Origin of the sequence: Corynebacterium sp. H130 (assembly GCF_037572395.1) — a bacterium.
Lineage (GTDB): Bacteria > Actinomycetota > Actinomycetes > Mycobacteriales > Mycobacteriaceae > Corynebacterium.
Map to the genome: position 1 here is coordinate 63,976 of NZ_JBBHLA010000004.1, position 17,290 is coordinate 81,265.

At 59.1% G+C, this 17,290-nt stretch carries 18 protein-coding genes; 13 read left to right on the top strand and 5 right to left on the bottom strand.

Annotated features, from left to right (window positions below):
- From WG939_RS08415 to rdgB, 8 genes are all read left to right on the top strand, one after another.
- Positions 1 to 918, top strand: a complete 918-nt coding sequence (locus WG939_RS08415; protein ID WP_339984689.1) for a P1 family peptidase — start codon at positions 1 to 3, stop codon at positions 916 to 918.
- 135 nt (positions 919 to 1,053) lie between these two features.
- Positions 1,054 to 2,007 carry a hypothetical protein gene (locus WG939_RS08420; protein ID WP_339984691.1) on the top strand — a complete coding sequence of 318 codons (954 nt, stop codon included), beginning with the start codon at positions 1,054 to 1,056 and terminating at the stop codon, positions 2,005 to 2,007.
- Positions 2,000 to 2,446, top strand: a complete 447-nt coding sequence (locus tag WG939_RS08425; protein WP_339984693.1) for a hypothetical protein — start codon at positions 2,000 to 2,002, stop codon at positions 2,444 to 2,446. The genes WG939_RS08420 and WG939_RS08425 overlap by 8 nt, the downstream gene beginning before the upstream one ends.
- A 54-nt stretch (positions 2,447 to 2,500) precedes the next feature.
- On the top strand, positions 2,501 to 3,145 hold the full coding sequence (locus tag WG939_RS08430) for a rhomboid family intramembrane serine protease (protein WP_339984695.1): 645 nt from the start codon (positions 2,501 to 2,503) through the stop codon (positions 3,143 to 3,145).
- Between the two features lie 22 nt (positions 3,146 to 3,167).
- Positions 3,168 to 3,968, top strand: a complete 801-nt coding sequence (gene murI, locus WG939_RS08435) for a glutamate racemase (RefSeq protein WP_339984697.1) — start codon at positions 3,168 to 3,170, stop codon at positions 3,966 to 3,968.
- A 38-nt stretch (positions 3,969 to 4,006) separates the two neighbouring features.
- Positions 4,007 to 4,774: an MBL fold metallo-hydrolase gene (locus tag WG939_RS08440; protein WP_339984699.1), complete on the top strand. Its 768-nt coding sequence runs from the start codon at positions 4,007 to 4,009 to the stop codon at positions 4,772 to 4,774.
- Between the two features lie 171 nt (positions 4,775 to 4,945).
- A complete protein-coding gene (gene rph / locus WG939_RS08445) occupies positions 4,946 to 5,680 on the top strand; it encodes a ribonuclease PH (RefSeq protein ID WP_339984701.1) in 735 nt (244 codons plus the stop codon).
- Positions 5,680 to 6,267, top strand: coding sequence for an RdgB/HAM1 family non-canonical purine NTP pyrophosphatase (gene rdgB / locus WG939_RS08450; RefSeq protein ID WP_339984703.1), 588 nt, complete (start codon positions 5,680 to 5,682; stop codon positions 6,265 to 6,267). The genes rph and rdgB overlap by 1 nt, the downstream gene beginning before the upstream one ends.
- Before the next feature lie 94 nt (positions 6,268 to 6,361).
- On the opposite strand, the gene WG939_RS08455 is transcribed toward rdgB, so the two are convergent.
- The 5 genes from WG939_RS08455 to WG939_RS08475 form a co-directional block, all read right to left on the bottom strand.
- A complete protein-coding gene (locus WG939_RS08455) occupies positions 6,362 to 7,282 on the bottom strand; it encodes a dihydrodipicolinate synthase family protein (protein ID WP_339984705.1) in 921 nt (306 codons plus the stop codon).
- A 16-nt stretch (positions 7,283 to 7,298) separates the two neighbouring features.
- A complete protein-coding gene (locus WG939_RS08460) occupies positions 7,299 to 8,084 on the bottom strand; it encodes an ABC transporter ATP-binding protein (RefSeq protein ID WP_339984707.1) in 786 nt (261 codons plus the stop codon).
- A gap of 3 nt (positions 8,085 to 8,087) precedes the next feature.
- Positions 8,088 to 10,085 carry a dipeptide/oligopeptide/nickel ABC transporter permease/ATP-binding protein gene (locus WG939_RS08465; protein WP_339984709.1) on the bottom strand — a complete coding sequence of 666 codons (1,998 nt, stop codon included), beginning with the start codon at positions 10,083 to 10,085 and terminating at the stop codon, positions 8,088 to 8,090.
- Positions 10,085 to 11,050 carry an ABC transporter permease gene (locus tag WG939_RS08470; protein WP_339984711.1) on the bottom strand — a complete coding sequence of 322 codons (966 nt, stop codon included), beginning with the start codon at positions 11,048 to 11,050 and terminating at the stop codon, positions 10,085 to 10,087. Before WG939_RS08470 ends, WG939_RS08465 begins: the two co-directional genes overlap by 1 nt.
- A gap of 103 nt (positions 11,051 to 11,153) precedes the next feature.
- Entirely contained in the window at positions 11,154 to 12,764 is a 1,611-nt protein-coding gene (locus tag WG939_RS08475; protein WP_339984713.1) for an ABC transporter substrate-binding protein, read from the bottom strand.
- A 298-nt stretch (positions 12,765 to 13,062) separates the two neighbouring features.
- On the opposite strand from WG939_RS08475, the gene WG939_RS08480 reads away from it, so the two are divergent.
- Genes WG939_RS08480 through WG939_RS08500 form a run of 5 tightly spaced genes read left to right on the top strand, consistent with a single transcriptional unit; the run spans position 13,063 to position 17,208 of the window.
- Positions 13,063 to 13,770: a FadR/GntR family transcriptional regulator gene (locus tag WG939_RS08480; RefSeq protein WP_339984716.1), complete on the top strand. Its 708-nt coding sequence runs from the start codon at positions 13,063 to 13,065 to the stop codon at positions 13,768 to 13,770.
- Entirely contained in the window at positions 13,763 to 14,665 is a 903-nt protein-coding gene (locus WG939_RS08485) for an ROK family protein (RefSeq protein ID WP_339984718.1), read from the top strand. The genes WG939_RS08480 and WG939_RS08485 overlap by 8 nt, the downstream gene beginning before the upstream one ends.
- Positions 14,662 to 15,354: a putative N-acetylmannosamine-6-phosphate 2-epimerase gene (locus tag WG939_RS08490; RefSeq protein ID WP_339984720.1), complete on the top strand. Its 693-nt coding sequence runs from the start codon at positions 14,662 to 14,664 to the stop codon at positions 15,352 to 15,354. The genes WG939_RS08485 and WG939_RS08490 overlap by 4 nt, the downstream gene beginning before the upstream one ends.
- Complete coding sequence (locus WG939_RS08495) at positions 15,347 to 16,486, top strand: N-acetylglucosamine-6-phosphate deacetylase (RefSeq protein ID WP_339984722.1); 1,140 nt, start codon at positions 15,347 to 15,349, stop codon at positions 16,484 to 16,486. Before WG939_RS08490 ends, WG939_RS08495 begins: the two co-directional genes overlap by 8 nt.
- Complete coding sequence (locus tag WG939_RS08500; protein ID WP_339984724.1) at positions 16,486 to 17,208, top strand: glucosamine-6-phosphate deaminase; 723 nt, start codon at positions 16,486 to 16,488, stop codon at positions 17,206 to 17,208. The genes WG939_RS08495 and WG939_RS08500 overlap by 1 nt, the downstream gene beginning before the upstream one ends.
- The last annotated feature ends 82 nt before the right edge of the window (positions 17,209 to 17,290 follow it).

The following is a 17,290-nucleotide window of genomic DNA, read 5'->3' on the forward strand; positions in this document are numbered from 1 at the left end:
GTGCTTTGCGACGTCCCCGGCCTCCGCGTCGGTCACCGTAGTTTGGGGGATACCGGCGTGACAGTGGTGGTGGCTCCTGATAGTGCCGTCGCTGCCGTCGATGTGCGGGGCGGTGGCCCGGGCACTCGGGAAACTGACTTGCTGGAACCACACAACACGGTCGAACGAGTGCATGCGGTGGTGCTTTCTGGTGGCTCAGCCTTCGGTCTGGCCAGCGCGGACGGCGTGATGCGGGCCTTGGAGGAACGCGGAATTGGATTCCAAGTGGTGGGGGACATTCGGGTTCCGATTGTTCCGGGCGCGGTGATCTTTGACCTGTTGGTCGGGGATGCGAAGCATCGGCCGACAGCAGAGGACGGGTATCTGGCTGTTCAGACAGCTTTTGAAGACGAAGTATCGGGCTCGGGATCTGTCGGTGCCGGCTGTGGCGCTACTGCGGGCGTAATTCGGGGCGGTTTTGGTCAGGCGTCGGTGAAGGTTGGGCAGTACACGGTGGCCGCCGGCGTGGTGGCTAATCCCGTTGGTGCGGTGATCGATAAGGAAACCGGCAGGCTGTGGGGAGATCCGGGCCGGGAGGCCGTCGATAAGGCGCGGTTTGCCCAGTTGAAGGGCCTGGAAACCAAGCTCAACACGACCATTGGTGTTATCGCTACGGATGCGCCGGTGACGAAGGCGCAGGCAAAGCGGCTAGCGATGACAGGACACGATGGTTTGGCGCGAGCGGTTCGCCCAGCTCATTCGCCATTGGACGGCGATACTTTGTTCGCGCTGTCTACCGGGGCTGGCAGCGGGGTTAGTACGGAAGAGATGATTGCACTGTCCACGGCATCCGCGGATGCGGTCTGTGCAGCCATTGTGGATGCGGTGATACACGCAGCCAATGGGTATGGGCTCAGTTGTTATCGAGATCTTGTGTAGTTCTTTAGGACAATTCTTTCCAAAAACTAACCCAAATGGGTGGGGATAGGGCTCTGGAAGTGCCTCATTTACGATGAAGCACAGATAACGTTGAATGTGTTCACAAATATCTCCTAAAGAAATTGGATGATTTGCATGGCGCATTACGATCTCTACAAATCTCTCAGCCTTTCCACCGCAAGTTCTACAGAAGATCTCGCGGCTCAGCTCGATTCCCGCATCGCTACCTTGCGTGCTCAGGGAATCCAGGATCACCAGGCTGAACTTCAAGAGCCACTGACTGCGCGTGCCATCCTCGGAGATCCAACCAAGCGAGAAACCTACGACCGCATGCTCGCGGACCCAACCGGACCGGAGATCGGCATCCAGCAGCTGCGTGAGCTCGCGTCGCACAACCCATGGGCCGCGCCAAAGACGACCTCCTTTGACAGCGCGAAGCAGTTCTCGCAGCAGGCGCTCGGCAACTTCCAAACGAAAATCGCAGCGGAAGCCGTCGGCAAGCCACTGCCGGCAAACGCTGGGCTGCGTGAGTCCTGGAAGGGCTCGCCAACGATGGTGAAGGTCCTCGCCATCCTGTGCTTCGTCATCGCTGGCCTGAACCTGATCCGTTTCATGGTGTGGATGTTCGGCATCGGTGAATTCACCAGCGCATTCAAGAAGGAGCTCAGCTCCTCGTCATCCTCTTCTTCGTCCACGCTGTCCGGCATCATGGATGAGCTGGGAAACATCCTCGGAATTTTGGTTGTTCCGCTCATGCTGTTCTTCATGCTCCTGGTGGGCATGTGCGTACTGCAGTACATCTGGTCTGGAATCGTCGTGCTCCGAGGCCACAACAGCTCTGCGAAGATCATGATTCCTGCCATTTCCTTCATTTGGTTCGTTATCCAGATCGCCTTTTTGATGTTCCTAAGTGCCCTCGCAGCGGCCGAGTCTGAAGGCGAATCCCTCCTTCCGGGCGGTTTTGTTATCCAGGGAATGAACTGGATCAACACCCTGCTGATTTTCGCTGTTATCGTCTGCGCAGTCTTCCCGGTGGTGCGCGCGTGGCTGGACGCCAAACCAGTCCAGAATGCGTCCGACCATGGCTAGCACGGTTTACCGCTACGATGCCTACGACATCTTGGGCATCGAGCGCACCATGTCCTCCGCTGAGATCGCGCAGCTTATCGACGAGCGCATCGCCTGCCACACCTGGACCAACCGCGGTGGCCGCGAGGAACTCATGGCCATCAGGCATGTCCTCGGCGATTCCCGCAAGCGCCGGTGCTACGACGCGCGGCTCGACAGTGAAAGCGACGCCGAGCTGGGAATGGAAAGCTTCATTTACCTGGCCAACGAGCATATCGGGGAAAGTAAGAAGCCGTACGCTTTGGCCTTGGTAGCTGTGGTGACAGCGCTGGTGCTGACTCTTGGAATTAGCCTGACAGCGCAGTTTGCTCCCACTACAGAGGAAGAACTGGTCTACAGACCTGAGCTGGGCGGGGATGAGCACAGCCGGATGGTCTGGGACGAAGAAGAGTCACTCTAACCCAGGGGCTGTAATAGGCTGGGGTGCGACCGTGAGCAGATTCAGGAGTCCGCGATGTACAACTCTTCCAGCGCCCCAGCCTCCCCGCCTAAACGTGACCGCGCTTTGAAGCGTGGCTTCAACTGGGCGATCACTTACCTCGCGGTGATTTGGATCGTCCATCTGCTGGTGATCCTCACCGGTGGATACTTGCGCGCATTTGGTGTGCATCCTCTCGACCTCAGCAGTCTGCCGTTTATCTTTACCAGCCCATTCCTGCATCTCAATTTCGCTCACCTGATTTCCAACAGCATTCCGGGCGCCCTGTTTATCTTCCTCATCGGCATCAGCGGTAACCGCGTGGTGGCCGAAGTAACCCTCTTCACCATCGTTATTGGTGGCCTCGGCACCTGGCTCACTGGCGGACCAGGCACGAACCACATTGGCGCTTCTGAATTGGTGTACGGCTGGCTGGCCTACCTGATCATTCGCGGCATTTTTAACCGCCACTTTGGGCAGGTCGCCCTCGGTATTGTGCTGGCGTTTTCCTACGCGGGATACATCTGGGGCATGTTCCCGAACACCCCGGGGATCAGCTGGCAGGCGCACCTTTTCGGCGCGATTGGTGGCCTCGTTGCCGGCGCAGTCATTACCTCGGATGATCCGATCGAATTGATCCAGAAGCGGGAGCAGAAGCGCCTGGGGCAGCGCCTGATGTAGCAGGGCTAGTATTGAACTCAATATGATTTCCAAAGACGCGCCCATTGGCATTTTCGACTCCGGAGTAGGTGGCCTCACCGTCGCCAGGTCCATCATTGACCAGCTCCCCAACGAGTCAATCCTTTACATCGGCGACACCGCCAACGGCCCCTACGGCCCACTGCCTATCCAGAAGGTCCGCGAGCACGCGATGCGCATCGCCGACGAACTCGTTGAACGTGGCTGCAAGATGATCGTCATCGCCTGTAACACCGCCACCGCTGCATTTCTTCGCGACGCCCGCGAGCGCTACGACATCCCCGTCGTCCAGGTCATTTTGCCTGCTGTACGACGCGCAGTAGCCACCACCCGCAACGGCAAAATCGGCGTCATCGGCACCCTAGGAACCATCAACTCGGGCGCGTACCAGGACATGTTCGCCGCTTCACCACACATCGAATGCGTCGCTGCTCCGTGCCCGCGCTTCGTGGACTTCGTCGAGCGTGGCATTACATCGGGGCGCCAGATCCTCGGCGTGGCGGAAGCCTATTTGGCTCCATTGCAGGCCGCAGGCGTCGACACGCTCGTGCTTGGGTGCACGCACTACCCGTTGTTGTCGGGCGTCATCCAGCTCGCGATGGGCGACAATGTCACCCTCGTCTCCAGCGCGGAAGAGACCGCCAAGGATGTGCTGAAGGTGTTGAGCGAAACGGACATGCTTTCCGACGGCCCCGCCACCAGGACTTTTGAATCCACCGGCGACCCGGAGAAGTTTGCTCTCCTTTCACACCGGTTCCTTGGCCCCGGCATCATCGAAGTCTCACCCCACGAGAATTTCGCTTAAGCTTCGCAAAAATCGTCCGTTCGTGAGAAAGTTGGGTTATGAAGCTGACCATTCTTGGCTGCAGTGGAAGCACCGGAGCCCCAAACAATCCCGCCTCCGGCTACTTCATCGACGTGCCCGGCGCGCCGGGCGTCCTCATGGATTGTGGCCCAGGTGCCCTCGCGAAGCTGCAGGAATACGCTAACCCTGCAGAACAACACCTCGTGCTCAGCCACCTCCACGCCGACCACTGCCTGGATGTTCCGTCGCTCATAGTGTGGCGACGCTACCACCCGACGGCCCCCTCCTCGGCGCGTCATTTCCTGCTCGGCCCTTCCAACACGATCGACCACATCGGCCGAATGACGCTGGAAGCCCGCAACGGCCTCGACGACATGTCCGACACCTTTGCCTTCACCGCATGGCAGGACCGCGTCCCACAGATCCTCGACCGCGTGACGATCACCCCATACCCGGTCATCCACCCAGTGGAAACCTTCGCCCTGCGCGTCACCGAAGCCACCACCGGCAAGACCATCGCCTACTCCGGCGACTCCGCCTACACCGACGCACTCGTCGAATGCGCCAAAGACGCCGACATCTTCCTCTGTGAAGCCACCTGGGGAGCATCCTCCCTCGGCAAGGCTCCTGACATGCACCTCAGCGGAGCGGAAGCCGGCCTCATCGCTTCCCGCGCAGGCGTGAAGAAGCTGGTCCTGGTGCACATTCCGCCATGGGCCAACCCGCAGGAATCCCTGGATGCTGCCCGAGACAACTTCGATGGGGAAGTAGTCGTTGGCGAGTCCGGGATGGTTTTCGACATCTAGAAATCTTTCCCCTATTTGGACCAGGATTTGGGCAAAGTCCCAGGTGAGCCTGTCCAAAGATGGGAAAGATTTGCCTTCTTCCGAAAAACATCCCCCATTTGAGCAGGGTGACCTGGGGAAACGTCGAAAAGCGCGTCCAAATAGGGGAAAGATTTCGGCTACGCTGGTCGTATGACTTCTTTTACTCGCGCCGATGGCCGCGCGCTCGATGAAATGCGTCCTGTCAAGATCACCCGCGGTTTCACTACGAATCCTGCGGGTTCCGTGCTCGTCGAGTTCGGTAACACCCGCGTCATGTGCACCGCTTCCGTGGAGGAGGGCGTGCCTCGCTTCAAGAAGGATTCCGGCGAAGGTTGGCTGACCGCCGAATATTCGATGCTCCCAGCGTCCACTCACGAGCGCATGCCTCGCGAGTCCATGAAGGGCAAGGTCAAGGGCCGCACCCATGAAATCTCTCGCCTGATTGGTCGTTCCCTCCGTGCTGCGATTGATCTGAAGGAGCTTGGCGAGAACACCATCAACATCGACTGCGATGTTCTCCAGGCCGATGGTGGCACCCGCACCGCCTCCATCACTGGCGCTTATGTCGCACTTGCCGACGCAATCGCAGTCCTCAAGGCTCGCGGCGTTGTCCCTGGTAATCCGCTGCTTCCGCCAGTTGCCGCTGTGTCCGTTGGCCTTATCGACGGCAACGTCTGCCTCGACCTCCCATACGAAGAGGATTCCCGCGCCGAGGTCGACATGAATGTTGTGATGACCGAGTCCGGCCAGTTCGTGGAGATCCAGGGCACCGCCGAGCACGGCACCTTTACTCGCGAGCAGATGAACGCTTTCCTCGACACCGCTGAAAAGGGCCTGTACTCTCTGATCGCAGCGCAGAAGGCTGCACTGGAGCTGCCACTCTAATGGATCTGCTGCTCGCCTCAAACAACAAGAAAAAGGCTGCTGAGCTGGCCCGCGTGGTCGAGGGCGTGAATATCCTGCTGCTAAAGGATGTTGAGCCTTACGAGGAACCCGTCGAAGACGGACGCACCTTCGAAGACAATGCTTTGATCAAAGCACGTGCTGGAATGAAGGCAACGGGGTTGCCCACGCTTGCTGATGACTCGGGCCTGGCCGTCGATGAGCTAAACGGCATGCCAGGCGTGCTTTCCGCGCGCTGGTCGGGCAAGCACGGCGACGATGAAGCCAACAATGACCTGCTTCTTGGTCAGATGGCGCACGTTCCCGACGAGCGTCGCGGTTGTGCCTTCGTTTCCGTCTGCGCGCTCGTGCTGCCGGACGGCACCGAACATGTTGCCAAGGGAGAGTGGCGTGGCATGCTGCTTCGCGAGCGTCGTGGCGAGAACGGGTTCGGCTACGACCCGCTGTTCCTGCCTGACGACGCCGACGGTCGCGCATCCGCTGAACTCACGGCAGAAGAAAAGGACGCGCGCTCCCATCGCGGGAAGGCTCTGGCGCAGTTGGCAGATCGGATCGCTGCGCTGAAGTAGTTCGTAACCTGTTCGTCGTAAAACCCCGTTTTCGGAGGTTTCTCGAAAACGGGGTTCTTGATTCTACGACCTAGTTGTTACGACAAACGCTGATCTACAGCAGCCCAGCCTCCGCCACGATCTCGCGGATTGCCTTGCGGGAAGGCTCATCATCGATTGGGGCCAGAGGTGCGGTCATGTGGTTGGTGGTGAACACACCCATGAGCTCGAGGGCGGTCTTGAAGGAACCGACGCCTGCTGCCGGGCCTACCTTGCCAATTGGTTGGAAGACGATCTCGAAGAGTGCTGCCAGCCTGTCCTGCTCTGCCTTCATGGCGGCGAAGTCGCCGGCCTGGTAGGCCTGCCACATGCGTACGTAACCAGCTGGATCCACGTTGCCAAGACCTGGGACGCAGCCGTCAGCGCCAGCAAGATATGCGCCATCAACCACTGCTTCGTGGCCGGTCAGGACGGTCAGTGGGCTGCCTGCTGCCTTGTTCATCATGCAGAGGCGACGGAAGGAGACATCGTCGCCGGAGGAGTCCTTTACTCCCTGGAGGACTCCTTCGGCGCCGAGCCGCACCAGCATCTCTGGTGCAAGTTTGCTGTGCACACACACTGGGATGTCGTAGGCAATGAGTGGGAGAGAGGTTGCTTCGCGCAGCGCGCGGAAGTGAGCCTCAATCTCGCTAGGTCCGGTGATTGCGTAGAACGGCGCGGTGGCAACCACTGCTTGGACGCCGAGGCGTTCGGCCACGCGAATGTGCTCAATGACTCGGTTGGTTTGGGTATCAATCACACCTGCGTAGACGGGGACACGGCCGTCGACAAGCTGCAAGACGGTGGCGATGACCTGCTCGCGCACGGCGTCGCTGAGGAAGGCGACCTCGCCGGAAGAACCGAGGACGAAGATTCCGTCCACGCCACCGCTGATGAGGTGCTCGACCAGCTTGGTCAGGGATGGGACGTCGACATCGCCGCTGTGGGTGAGCGGGGTGAGAATTGGCGGGATGATGCCGGAAACGATGGAATTCATTGCAAATGCAGCTTTCTTAAAGCAGAGATGGGGTAGCAGCCAGGAGCGTGCGGGTGTACTCCTGCTGAGGGCTTGCGAAAAGGTCATCGGTTGCCTGTTGCTCGATGATTTCGCCCTTGTACATCACGCACATGCGATCCGCGATGTAGCGGACGGTGTTGATGTCGTGGGAAATGAACACCAAGCCGAGGCCGAGCTCGGAGCGAAGATCGGTGAGCAGGTTCAGGATCTGCGCGCGAACAGACACATCCAGTGCGGAGGTCGGCTCGTCGGCGATGATGAGGTCGGGCTCAAGGGCGAGTGCGCGGGCAATAGCGACGCGCTGACGCTGGCCACCGGAAATCTGACGAGGCAGCACGTCCAGTGCGGAGCGGGGCAGACCCACCAAGTCCAGGAGCACTTCGACTCGCTTTAGGCGAGTGTTGTCGTTGCCGATGTGGTGCACACGCAGCGGATCAAGCAGTTGCTCCTTCACCGTCATGCGCGGGTTCAGGGCGGTGGCAGGATCCTGGAACACCATGGAAATTGAGCGGCCGAGCTCCTTGCGGACCTTGCTGTTGTGCTTCAGTGGCTTGTCGTGGAAGAACACCTCGCCACTGGTTGGCTTTTGCAGGCCAACCATGACGCGCGCCAGCGTGGATTTGCCACAGCCCGACTCGCCCACGATGCCGACCACTTCCCGGCGATCCACCCAGAAGTTCACGTCCTTGTTGGCGTGCACGGTGTCGGGGCGGAATAGCTTGCCGGTGCGGGTCTTGTGGATGACGTTGATGTTCTTGAGCTCAATGATTCGTTCAGACATGATCTATGCTTCCTTGTCAGCCTTAGCCTTGCGAGCAGCCATAACGTCATCGGTTGCCGCAAAGAAGTGAGTCGTTGAGCCAGCCACCGCACGTGGGATTGGGCGTTGTCCAACTCCCAGCTGCGGAGTGCGCGAACGCGGTGCGAAGCGATCGCCGTCGACAAAATCGCGCGGACTTGGTACGGTGCCGGGCACTTGGTACAGGCGGTCAGCGCCGGCCTCAATGGACAGCACTGCGCCGAGCAGACCACGCGTGTACTCATGCTGCGGGTCAGCGAGCAGCTCGCGGGTATCGCCGCGCTCCACAACCTGACCTGCGTACATCACCGTGATCTTGTGCACAAGCTTTGCGACGAGCGCGAGATCGTGGCTGACGAAGATCATCGAAAAGCCCAGCTTCTCGCGCAGCTCATTGATGAGGTCAACAACCTGGTGCTGCACCGTCACGTCCAACGCGGTCGTTGGTTCGTCGGCGATGAGCAGGCGAGGATTCCTGGTCAGCGCCATTGCGATGAGCACGCGCTGGCGCTGACCACCCGAAAGTTCGTGCGGGTAGGACTTGAGAGTACGGACTGGATCCAGGCCCACAAGCTCCATCAGCTCTTCTGCGCTGCGCTTGCCACCGCGACGGATGAGCTGCTGCAGCTGGGTGCGAATGAGCATGGAAGGGTTCAGCGAGCTGAGGGCATCTTGGTAGATCATGGCCATGTCGTGGCCACGAAGTGCGTTGCGCTCCTGAGGGGACAGCTCGAGGAGGTTCTTGCCGTCAAACAGGATTTCGCCACTGATGCGAGCCGTTGGTGGGAGAAGTCCCATGATGCACATGGCGATGAGCGACTTGCCACAGCCGGATTCGCCGACCAGGCCCATAGCCTCGCCGGGTGCCACCGTGAAACTGACATGATCCACGATATTCACGTCGCCGTGCGCCTCTGGGAAGGCGATGCACAGGTCCTTGACCTCGATGAGAGGCTCGTGCGAATGGTCGAAGCTCATGCGCCTGTTGTCGGCCATTTCGGCGTCGTGAAGCTTAGCCAAAGAAAGCTCGAGGGAGGCGACGGCTTCGTCGTCGGAGACAGAACCAAGTGCCTTGCGGGTGTCGATGGAAGGGTCGTCGTCATGCACGCTGACCGTACGCTTAATGCGTGGCGACGCCATGGCGTCCGTGAGTCCTTCAGACAAAATGTTGAGGGCAAGCACGGTGATGAGGATCATCAGGCCAGGGAAGAAGGTAGGCCACCATGCTCCGGAGAGCAGCAACTGCTTGCCGTCGGCAAGGATATTGCCCCAGGATGGCAGCGGTGGCTTCACGCCGGCGTTGATGAAGGACAGGGATGCTTCGAAGACGATCGCGTCAGCAACGAGCACCGTGGCAAACACCGCCACTGGCGCGATGGTGTTGCGCGCTACGTGCTTGAACAGGATGTGTGGAATGCTCGCACCCATCACCTTCGTGGCGGCCACGTAGTCCTCGCCGAACTCGGACAACACATTCGCGCGCACCACGCGGGAAAGCTGCGGAATGTAGAGGAAGCCGATGGCGAAAACAAGGACCGGGATGGAGTTACCGAACACGGCCACGAAGACCGCAGCCAATGCGATGCCAGGGAAGGACATGATGATGTCCAGGATGCGCATCAACACTTCGGAAATAACCTTGTTCGAGGTTGCCGCAACGGATCCGAGTACGGCTGCAACAGCCAGGGCCGCTGCCGTCGCGCACAGACCAATGATCAGCGAAGCACGGGAACCGTAGACAACGCGAGAGAAGATGTCGCGGCCAATGGCGTCCGTGCCGAACCAGTGTTCGCTGCTTGGTGGCTGCACTGGCACGTTGGATTCGAGTGGGCTGTACGACGTGAGCAACGGTGCGAAGAGCGCCATGAGGGCTACCAGCCCGAGGAATCCCAGGGCAATCTTGGAAGCAATCGGAAGAGAACGCAGGCCTTGGAAACGGTATCCAGCCTTGGATTCCAGTTCGGAAGTGAGTTTCTTTCGCATTAGATGCTCCTGATGCGTGGATTAACCAGGACGTACAGCATGTCCACCACGATGTTGATGATGATGAAGGCAATGGCCACGGTGAGCGTGACGCCTTGAACCAGGTACACGTCGTTGCGGGTGACGCCGTCCAGAATGAGCTGGCCCATGGCCTGGATGTTGAAGATGATCTCGATGATCACCGCGCCACCCATCAGGTAGCCAACACGAAGGCCCAAGACGGTGATAGGGGTGATCAGCGCATTGCGCAGCACATTGCGGGAAATCACCTCAGCCTTTGGAATGCCAGCGCCGATGGCGGTGCGCACATAGTCCTTATCCAGCTCTTCCACCATGGCGGTGCGGACAACACGTGTCAGGGAACCTGCCACAGGAACCGCGAGGGCAAACGCAGGCAGGAACATGTTGTTCAGATACACGGATGGATTCTCGGCAAACGGCACCCACATCGTGATCAGAGCAGGGAAGTAGCCGAGGCCGCCTGGGATCGTGCCCAGCCATTGAATGAGGAGAATAGCGAGCCAGAACGAAGGAGTGGCGAGCGAGGCAATCGAGATGACGCGAATCACCTGATCAGGCCACTTATCACGGTAAAGAGCCGCGATGACGCCGAACACGAGGGAAATGATGGCGGCGATGATAAGGCCTAGGAAGGTGAGCTGAAGAGTGATCGGGAATGCCTTGGCTACCACCTCAGTAACGGAGGAATTACCGGTAGTGGTGCCGAGGTCTCCTTGCATCATTCCGACGAGGAAGTCCCAGTATCTGGCGAGAAGCGGATCGTTGAGGCCGTGTTCTTCGCGGTATTGCGCCAGCGCATCAAGCGATGCTGATTCACCGAGTGCGAGTCGCGCCGGGTCTGCTGGGCTGAACGACATGATGAAAAACACCAGGAACGTCACACCGAGGATCATGATGGGCAGTGCGATCAGGCGTCGACCGATAAGTCGAATGAGATTTGACACGAGCTGTCCTTAACCAGTGTGTGGATAGAGCTGGAGGACTGTAAGTTATCCCCCGGGCTGGGCGGGGTCCCCTTGGATAACCCCGCCCAGATGAACTACTGCGTTACTTTGTGGTGGCGACGTCGAGGAACGACAAGCCTGTGAGAGCGATTGGCTTGAAGTCGATCAGCGTCGACTTATCCCACGCAGTAGTGGTCTTGCGGTGGAACAGCGGGTAGAGCGGGACATACTCGGAGATCTTGTCGAAGAGCTCGGCCCACTTGGCATCCTGTGCGTTTGGATCGGTGTCCTTCAGGGCTGCGTCGAGAAGCTTCTGCACCTCGTTGTAGCTTTCCTGACCCTTCCAGTTCATACGGGTGTCGGTCCAGGTATCGCCGGCGTACCACCAGCGCATGAGCAGGTCAGGGTCGGAGCCGAAGACGGATGGGTCACCAGGAGCGATGACGACGTCGAAGGACTCAGGCTTGCCGTCGATGGTGTTGTACACATCGGAGGACTTCTTCTCGATGAACTCGACCTTCAGGCCAACACCAGTCAGGGACTGCTCGATCAGTGGGGTGCACTTCTTGACCCAGTCGTGGTCGGTGCACAGCAAGCGCATCTCCTTCAGGCCAGTCTCCGCGAACAGCTCGCGAGCCTTTTCTGGCTTGTAGGTGTAGACGTTCTTAGCCTGCTTGTACTTTGGGTGCTCCTTGTGCAGGAAGCTCGTGGCGGCAGTTGCCTGGCCGAGCATTGCGGTCTCGATGATCTTGTTGAAGTCGATAGCGTAGAGGAAGCCCTGGCGGTTCTTCACATCGTTGAACTTCGAGGTCGCTGCGCAGTTGAACATGGCGAACAGCAAGCCGAAGCCCTGCACTGACTCCACGGTGGATACTGCCTTGAGCTGCTCGACAGAGAGGTAAGGCACGGAGTCGATGGCCTGGACAGTCTTGGACTGGATGGCGTTCGTACGGGTGGAAGCGTCAGGGATGATCTGCCAAACCATGTTCTTTGCCTGGGCTGGGCGAGGGCCGTTGTAGCCATCGAAACGCTCAAACTTGATGGTCTTGGACGTACCGCCGTTGTCGGTCATCTTGTAAGGGCCACTGCCCATTGGGTTGGCTGCGAACTTGTCCAGGTCGGCCTCGACAGCTTTGCGGGAAATGATCTTCACCACGGCCAAGCGCTCGGCAAAGACACCGACTTCGTGCTTCATGGTGAATTCGACGGTCTTGTCGTCCTTTGCCTTCACAGATTCGATGAACGGAATGAAGGAGGCGTACAGCGACTTGTTGGCTTTGTCCAGCACACGCTGGAAGGAGAATACAACGTCATCGGCGGTGACAGGGCTGCCATCGTGGAATTTTGCGCCATCACGCAGCGTGACCTCTGCGGTGGTGCCCTTTGGATTTGGCATTTCCTTCGCCAGTGCGGCGTAGGCTTTGCCAGTTGCAGGATCCATCTCGGTCAGGCCTTCAAGGGTGTGCCAGTTCGCTGCCACGGTGAGGGCTGCAGTGGTGGACATTGGGTCGTAGCCATTGGTGCCAAGCTCGTAGGAGATGGCTGCGTTGATGGTGCCGTCTTCCTTCTTAGCCTTTGGATCGGCGGCAGGGGCGTTGGCTCCGCCGTTTTGGGCAGGCTTGCCACATGCGGACAGGGTGGCACTCAGGCCGGCTGCGGCGCCGACGACGCCACTGATCTTCATGAAGTCGCGACGGGAGTATGCGCGGGTCATGGGGTGTTCCTTTCAGGTTGTGCTCTGTCGTACCGATGAGCTCGAATTCGAGATATTTAGTTATTTGGGTCACAAAGTCTGGGGGTGAGGTGGGTGAATCACTTCCTGTTAGAAAATAGCATACGTCAGACGTCTGACGTTGTACAGGTTTTCTGGTAATCTCTGGCATGAAAGCGATCACCGTTTTATTTGCCCACGTCAAGCGGTGAACTAGTGAGCATGATGAGAGCTTTCGCGGTTATCTCATACCCCTTTGTGGGCCGGACAAACTCCGGCGCACGTCACATAAGGACCCCTCATGGCACGAGCGAGTGATAAGAACAAAGTCAATCCGACGGTTACTGCGATCGAAAACTACATGCGGGAAAATTCGCTGAAACCCGGTGATCTCATGCCTTCGGAAGCTGCTCTGTGTGAACTCCTCGACGTCTCCCGAAGCTCAGTACGCGAAGCGATTCGAACCCTCGTTTCCCTTGATGTGATCGAGGTTCGTCATGGCCACGGAACCTACGTTGGCCAGATGTCCCTTGCACCTCTCGTGAATGGGTTGACGCTGCGTCTGACCATCGGCAAGGACGGTGCACTGCGAAACCTGCAGCAGGTAGTCGACGCCCGCATGGCGTTTGACAAGTTCAATGCCAAGCAGCTCATCGAGGCGTATCGCACCAGCTCAACGGACAAATTGCGGGAGATCGTCGACTGCATGCGCGAAAGCTTCAACAAGGGCAAGCAGATCACCAAGTACGACGCGAAGTTCCACGAAGAGCTCAACAGCAAGCTGTCCAACCAGCTCATCCAGGAGCTGTACATGGCACTGTGGCAAGTCCACACCAAGGCCGTGCCGCTCCTCGACCTCACCAGGGAAAAAGACTTCGAAGAAACCGTCAAAGCACACAAGGGCATTATCAAAGCGCTCGAAGCAGGCGACGAGGAACAATTGCTCCGCATGATCGACGCACATTACGGCCCGCTGCAACGAATGATCGAGGAAAGGCTCAATGACTAACTCGGTAATCGCCATCGACATCGGCGGCACCAAAATCGCTGCCGCGCTTGTCGACGCCTCCGACCCCACCCGCGTTCTGCACAAGATGCGCGTTCCAACCCCACCTAGCAACGTGTTGGCAGAGGTCAGCGCGGTCATTCGTTCCCTGCTGAACCTGTCTACTGGAACGGTTCTTGGAGTGGGAATCGGCGCGCCAGGAGTGATTGACCCTGTCCGCGGCACCGTGGTCTCCTCTGGCCCAACAATGTCAGGTTGGGCGGGAACAGCGATTGCTAAAACCCTATCCAACGAGTTTTCTCTGCCCATCGCAGTGCACAACGATGTCCGCATCATGGGTCTTGGCGAGGCAACCTTCGGCGCTGGTCAAGAATTTGGCAGCACGCTGTTCGTCAGCCTCGGCACCGGCGTGGGTGGCGCGATCGTCCGAGATGGAAGGCTGCAAAAGTCCCCGCATTTCACAGCTGGTGAGCTGCGCGGTCTGATCGGGCGCCAAGCGGACGGCACCGCTGCGTCCATTGAGGACTTCGCCTCTGGCACTGGACTTGCTGCCACGTACAACCGCTTGCACGGCACGAACATCGATCTCCACGAAATCATGCGCCGCTACGAGTCTGGTGACGCTGGAGCCCAAGAAGTCATCGCCCGCAACATGACAGGTTTGGGAGAAACCCTCGCTGGTTTTGCTAGCGCCATTGATGTGGACGCAATTGTGGTTGGCGGGGGAGTAGCCACCATCGGCGAACCCATCATGGAGCCTTTGACCGCCGCATTCCGAGCCTGCGCACTACCGCCACTCAATACCATTCCCATCATCCGGGCCGAACTCGGCACCGATGCGCCCCTCATCGGTGCAGCCTGGTGGGCACTAACCACCATCAAGGAGAACAAGCAATGAAAACCCAAAAATTCCTCGACGCCGTACGCGGCAGCCTCATCGTGTCAGCCCAGGCCCCAACTGGTCACCCGCTCCGCGATACCCGCACCATCGCCTTCCTGGCAAAGGCAGCGGAAGCCGGTGGCAGCACCGCCATTCGCTGTGGCGGCTACGGCGGACTAGCGGACATTGAGGCCGTTGTTGAGGCAGTGAATGTGCCGGTCATCGGACTTACCAAGGAAGGCGACACCGGTGTGTACATCACGCCTTCCGTGGCTTCGGCGGTAGCCGTCGCAAAGGCAGGAGCAGCGGTGGTTGCCATTGATGCAACTGACCGGCCTCGTCAAGATGGTTCAACCTTCGCTGAGCAGGTAGCTGCGGTGCATGAAGCGGGCGCGATCGCCATGGCTGACATTGCGACGGCTGCGGAAGCAGTGGCAGCTCACGAGGCTGGTGCCGACCTCATTTCGACGACGCTGGCGGGCTACACTCCGCATCGCGAAAAGACGGAAGGACCGGACCTTGAGCTCATTCGGGACATTCGCGCCCAGTTGGGCGATGACGTGTTCCTCATCGGCGAGGGCCGTTTCCACACCCCAGAGCACGTGCGAGCTGGCAAGGAAGCGGGCGCGGACGCAATCATCGTGGGCACCGCCATCACCGACGTCGCGTGGATAACCACCCGGTTTGCTGGAGCATTCAATGACTGATCAGTACGTCGCCCTCATTGAGCTGCCGACAGGATCACTCGGCGCGCATCGAGTAGGGGTTGCAGATGGCGTCATCACATCGATGCAGCCCACGGATGAGAAACCAGATCTGCGGATTCTTCCCGGGCTGGCAGACATTCACAATCACGGGGCAGTAGGGGAGTCCTTTCCCAACTCTGACCTCGATGGATGTCGGGCAGCTGCGCGATACCACCGTTTGCGTGGCACCACGACCTTGCTGGCCTCAACCGTGTCACTGCCAGAAAACCTGCTGTTGCCACAATTGAGCGTGCTTGCCGATCTGACTGACCTCGGGGAAATCGACGGAATTCATGCCGAAGGGCCCTTTGTCAACGCATGCCGATGTGGCGCCCAAAATCCGGCCGCCATCATTCCTGGCGATCCCGATCTACTTTCTCGCATGATTGAAGCCTCCCGCGGGCACCTGAAGTCCATCACTTTTGCGCCCGAGACCGCGCGGATGCGGGAGCTCGTCGACATGTGCGCCAAGCACGGCATCATCGTGTCTTTTGGTCACACCGACGCCTCCTTTGCCGAGATGAACGCCGCGATTATTCAGGCGGTGGACGCTGGGGCTACCGTCACCGCAACGCACCTGTTCAACGCCATGCCTCCACTTCATCACCGGGATCCGGGCGCCGTCGCAGCGCTTGTTACTGCTGCGACTCGTGGCGAAGCCGTCGTTGAGCTCATCGCCGATGGCGTGCACCTCGCCGACGACACCGTCAACATGGTCCTAGCGACCGTTGGCGCAGATCGTGTCACCTTCGTCAGCGACGCCATGGCCGCAGCCGGACGCGCCGATGGCCAGTACATCCTCGGCGAGCTGGACGTCACCGTCGCAGCCGGAGTTGCACGCTTGTCGACGTCCGACGGCAGCGAAGGCGCCATCGCCGGCGGCACCTCGACGGTCATTGAGCAGGTTCAGCGCCAGGTACAGCATGGGCGCTTGCTTCACGACGCCCTCACCGCAGCCACCACAGGCCACCGCCTCCTCGGCGTGGAACACCGAAGCCGCATTGAAGTGGGAAGACCTGCGAACTTTGTGGTGTGCGGGCCTGATTTCACCGTTCGGAAAGTTTATCGAGAAGGCCAGGAGGTTTCGCCATAATGGACGTCATCATCACAGACCAGCCGGACAAGGTGGCTGCCGACATCATCGAGCCCTACGTCCGAGACAATGCCACGTTGGGCCTTGCTACGGGTTCAACCCCGCTGCCGACCTATCGCGAGCTCATCCGGCGTCATGAAGAGGAAGGCTTGAGCTTCGCCAAGTGTCGCGCCTTCCTGCTCGATGAATACATCGGGCTACCCATCACTCACGAGCAAAGCTACTACCGCACCATCAGGCGCGAATTCACCTCGCGCATAGACATTCCCGATGCCATGGTGCAAAGCCCAAACGGCATGGCACTGGATTCAGTAGAGGCAGGTCACGAATATGACGCTGCTATCAAAGCAGCAGGTGGGGTGGATATTCAGATTCTTGGTGTCGGTACCGACGGGCACATCGCCTTCAACGAGCCAGGATCTGCTTTTGAATCCCGCACCCGGCCGACCTCACTTCACCCGCAAACCGTGAAAGATAATTCGCGGTTCTTTGAGGGGGACGAATCAAAAGTGCCCCGTCGCGTACTGACGCAGGGGCTTGCGACGATCATGGAAGCGCGTCACCTCGTTCTTATTGCTACTGGTAGTGGCAAGAAAGAGGCAGTTGCTGCGCTCGTGGAAGGGCCGGTTGACACCGCGTGCCCAGCCTCAGTGCTGCAACGGCATCCGCATGCCACGGTGATCGTCGATGAGGCGGCTGCTGCGTTGTTGAGTAGGAAGTAGCGAATGTCGTAGCTGGTTGGTCGTAGAATCAAGGACCGCGTTTGGGGTAGGCCTGGAAAAGGTGGATTTACGACCAACTTGT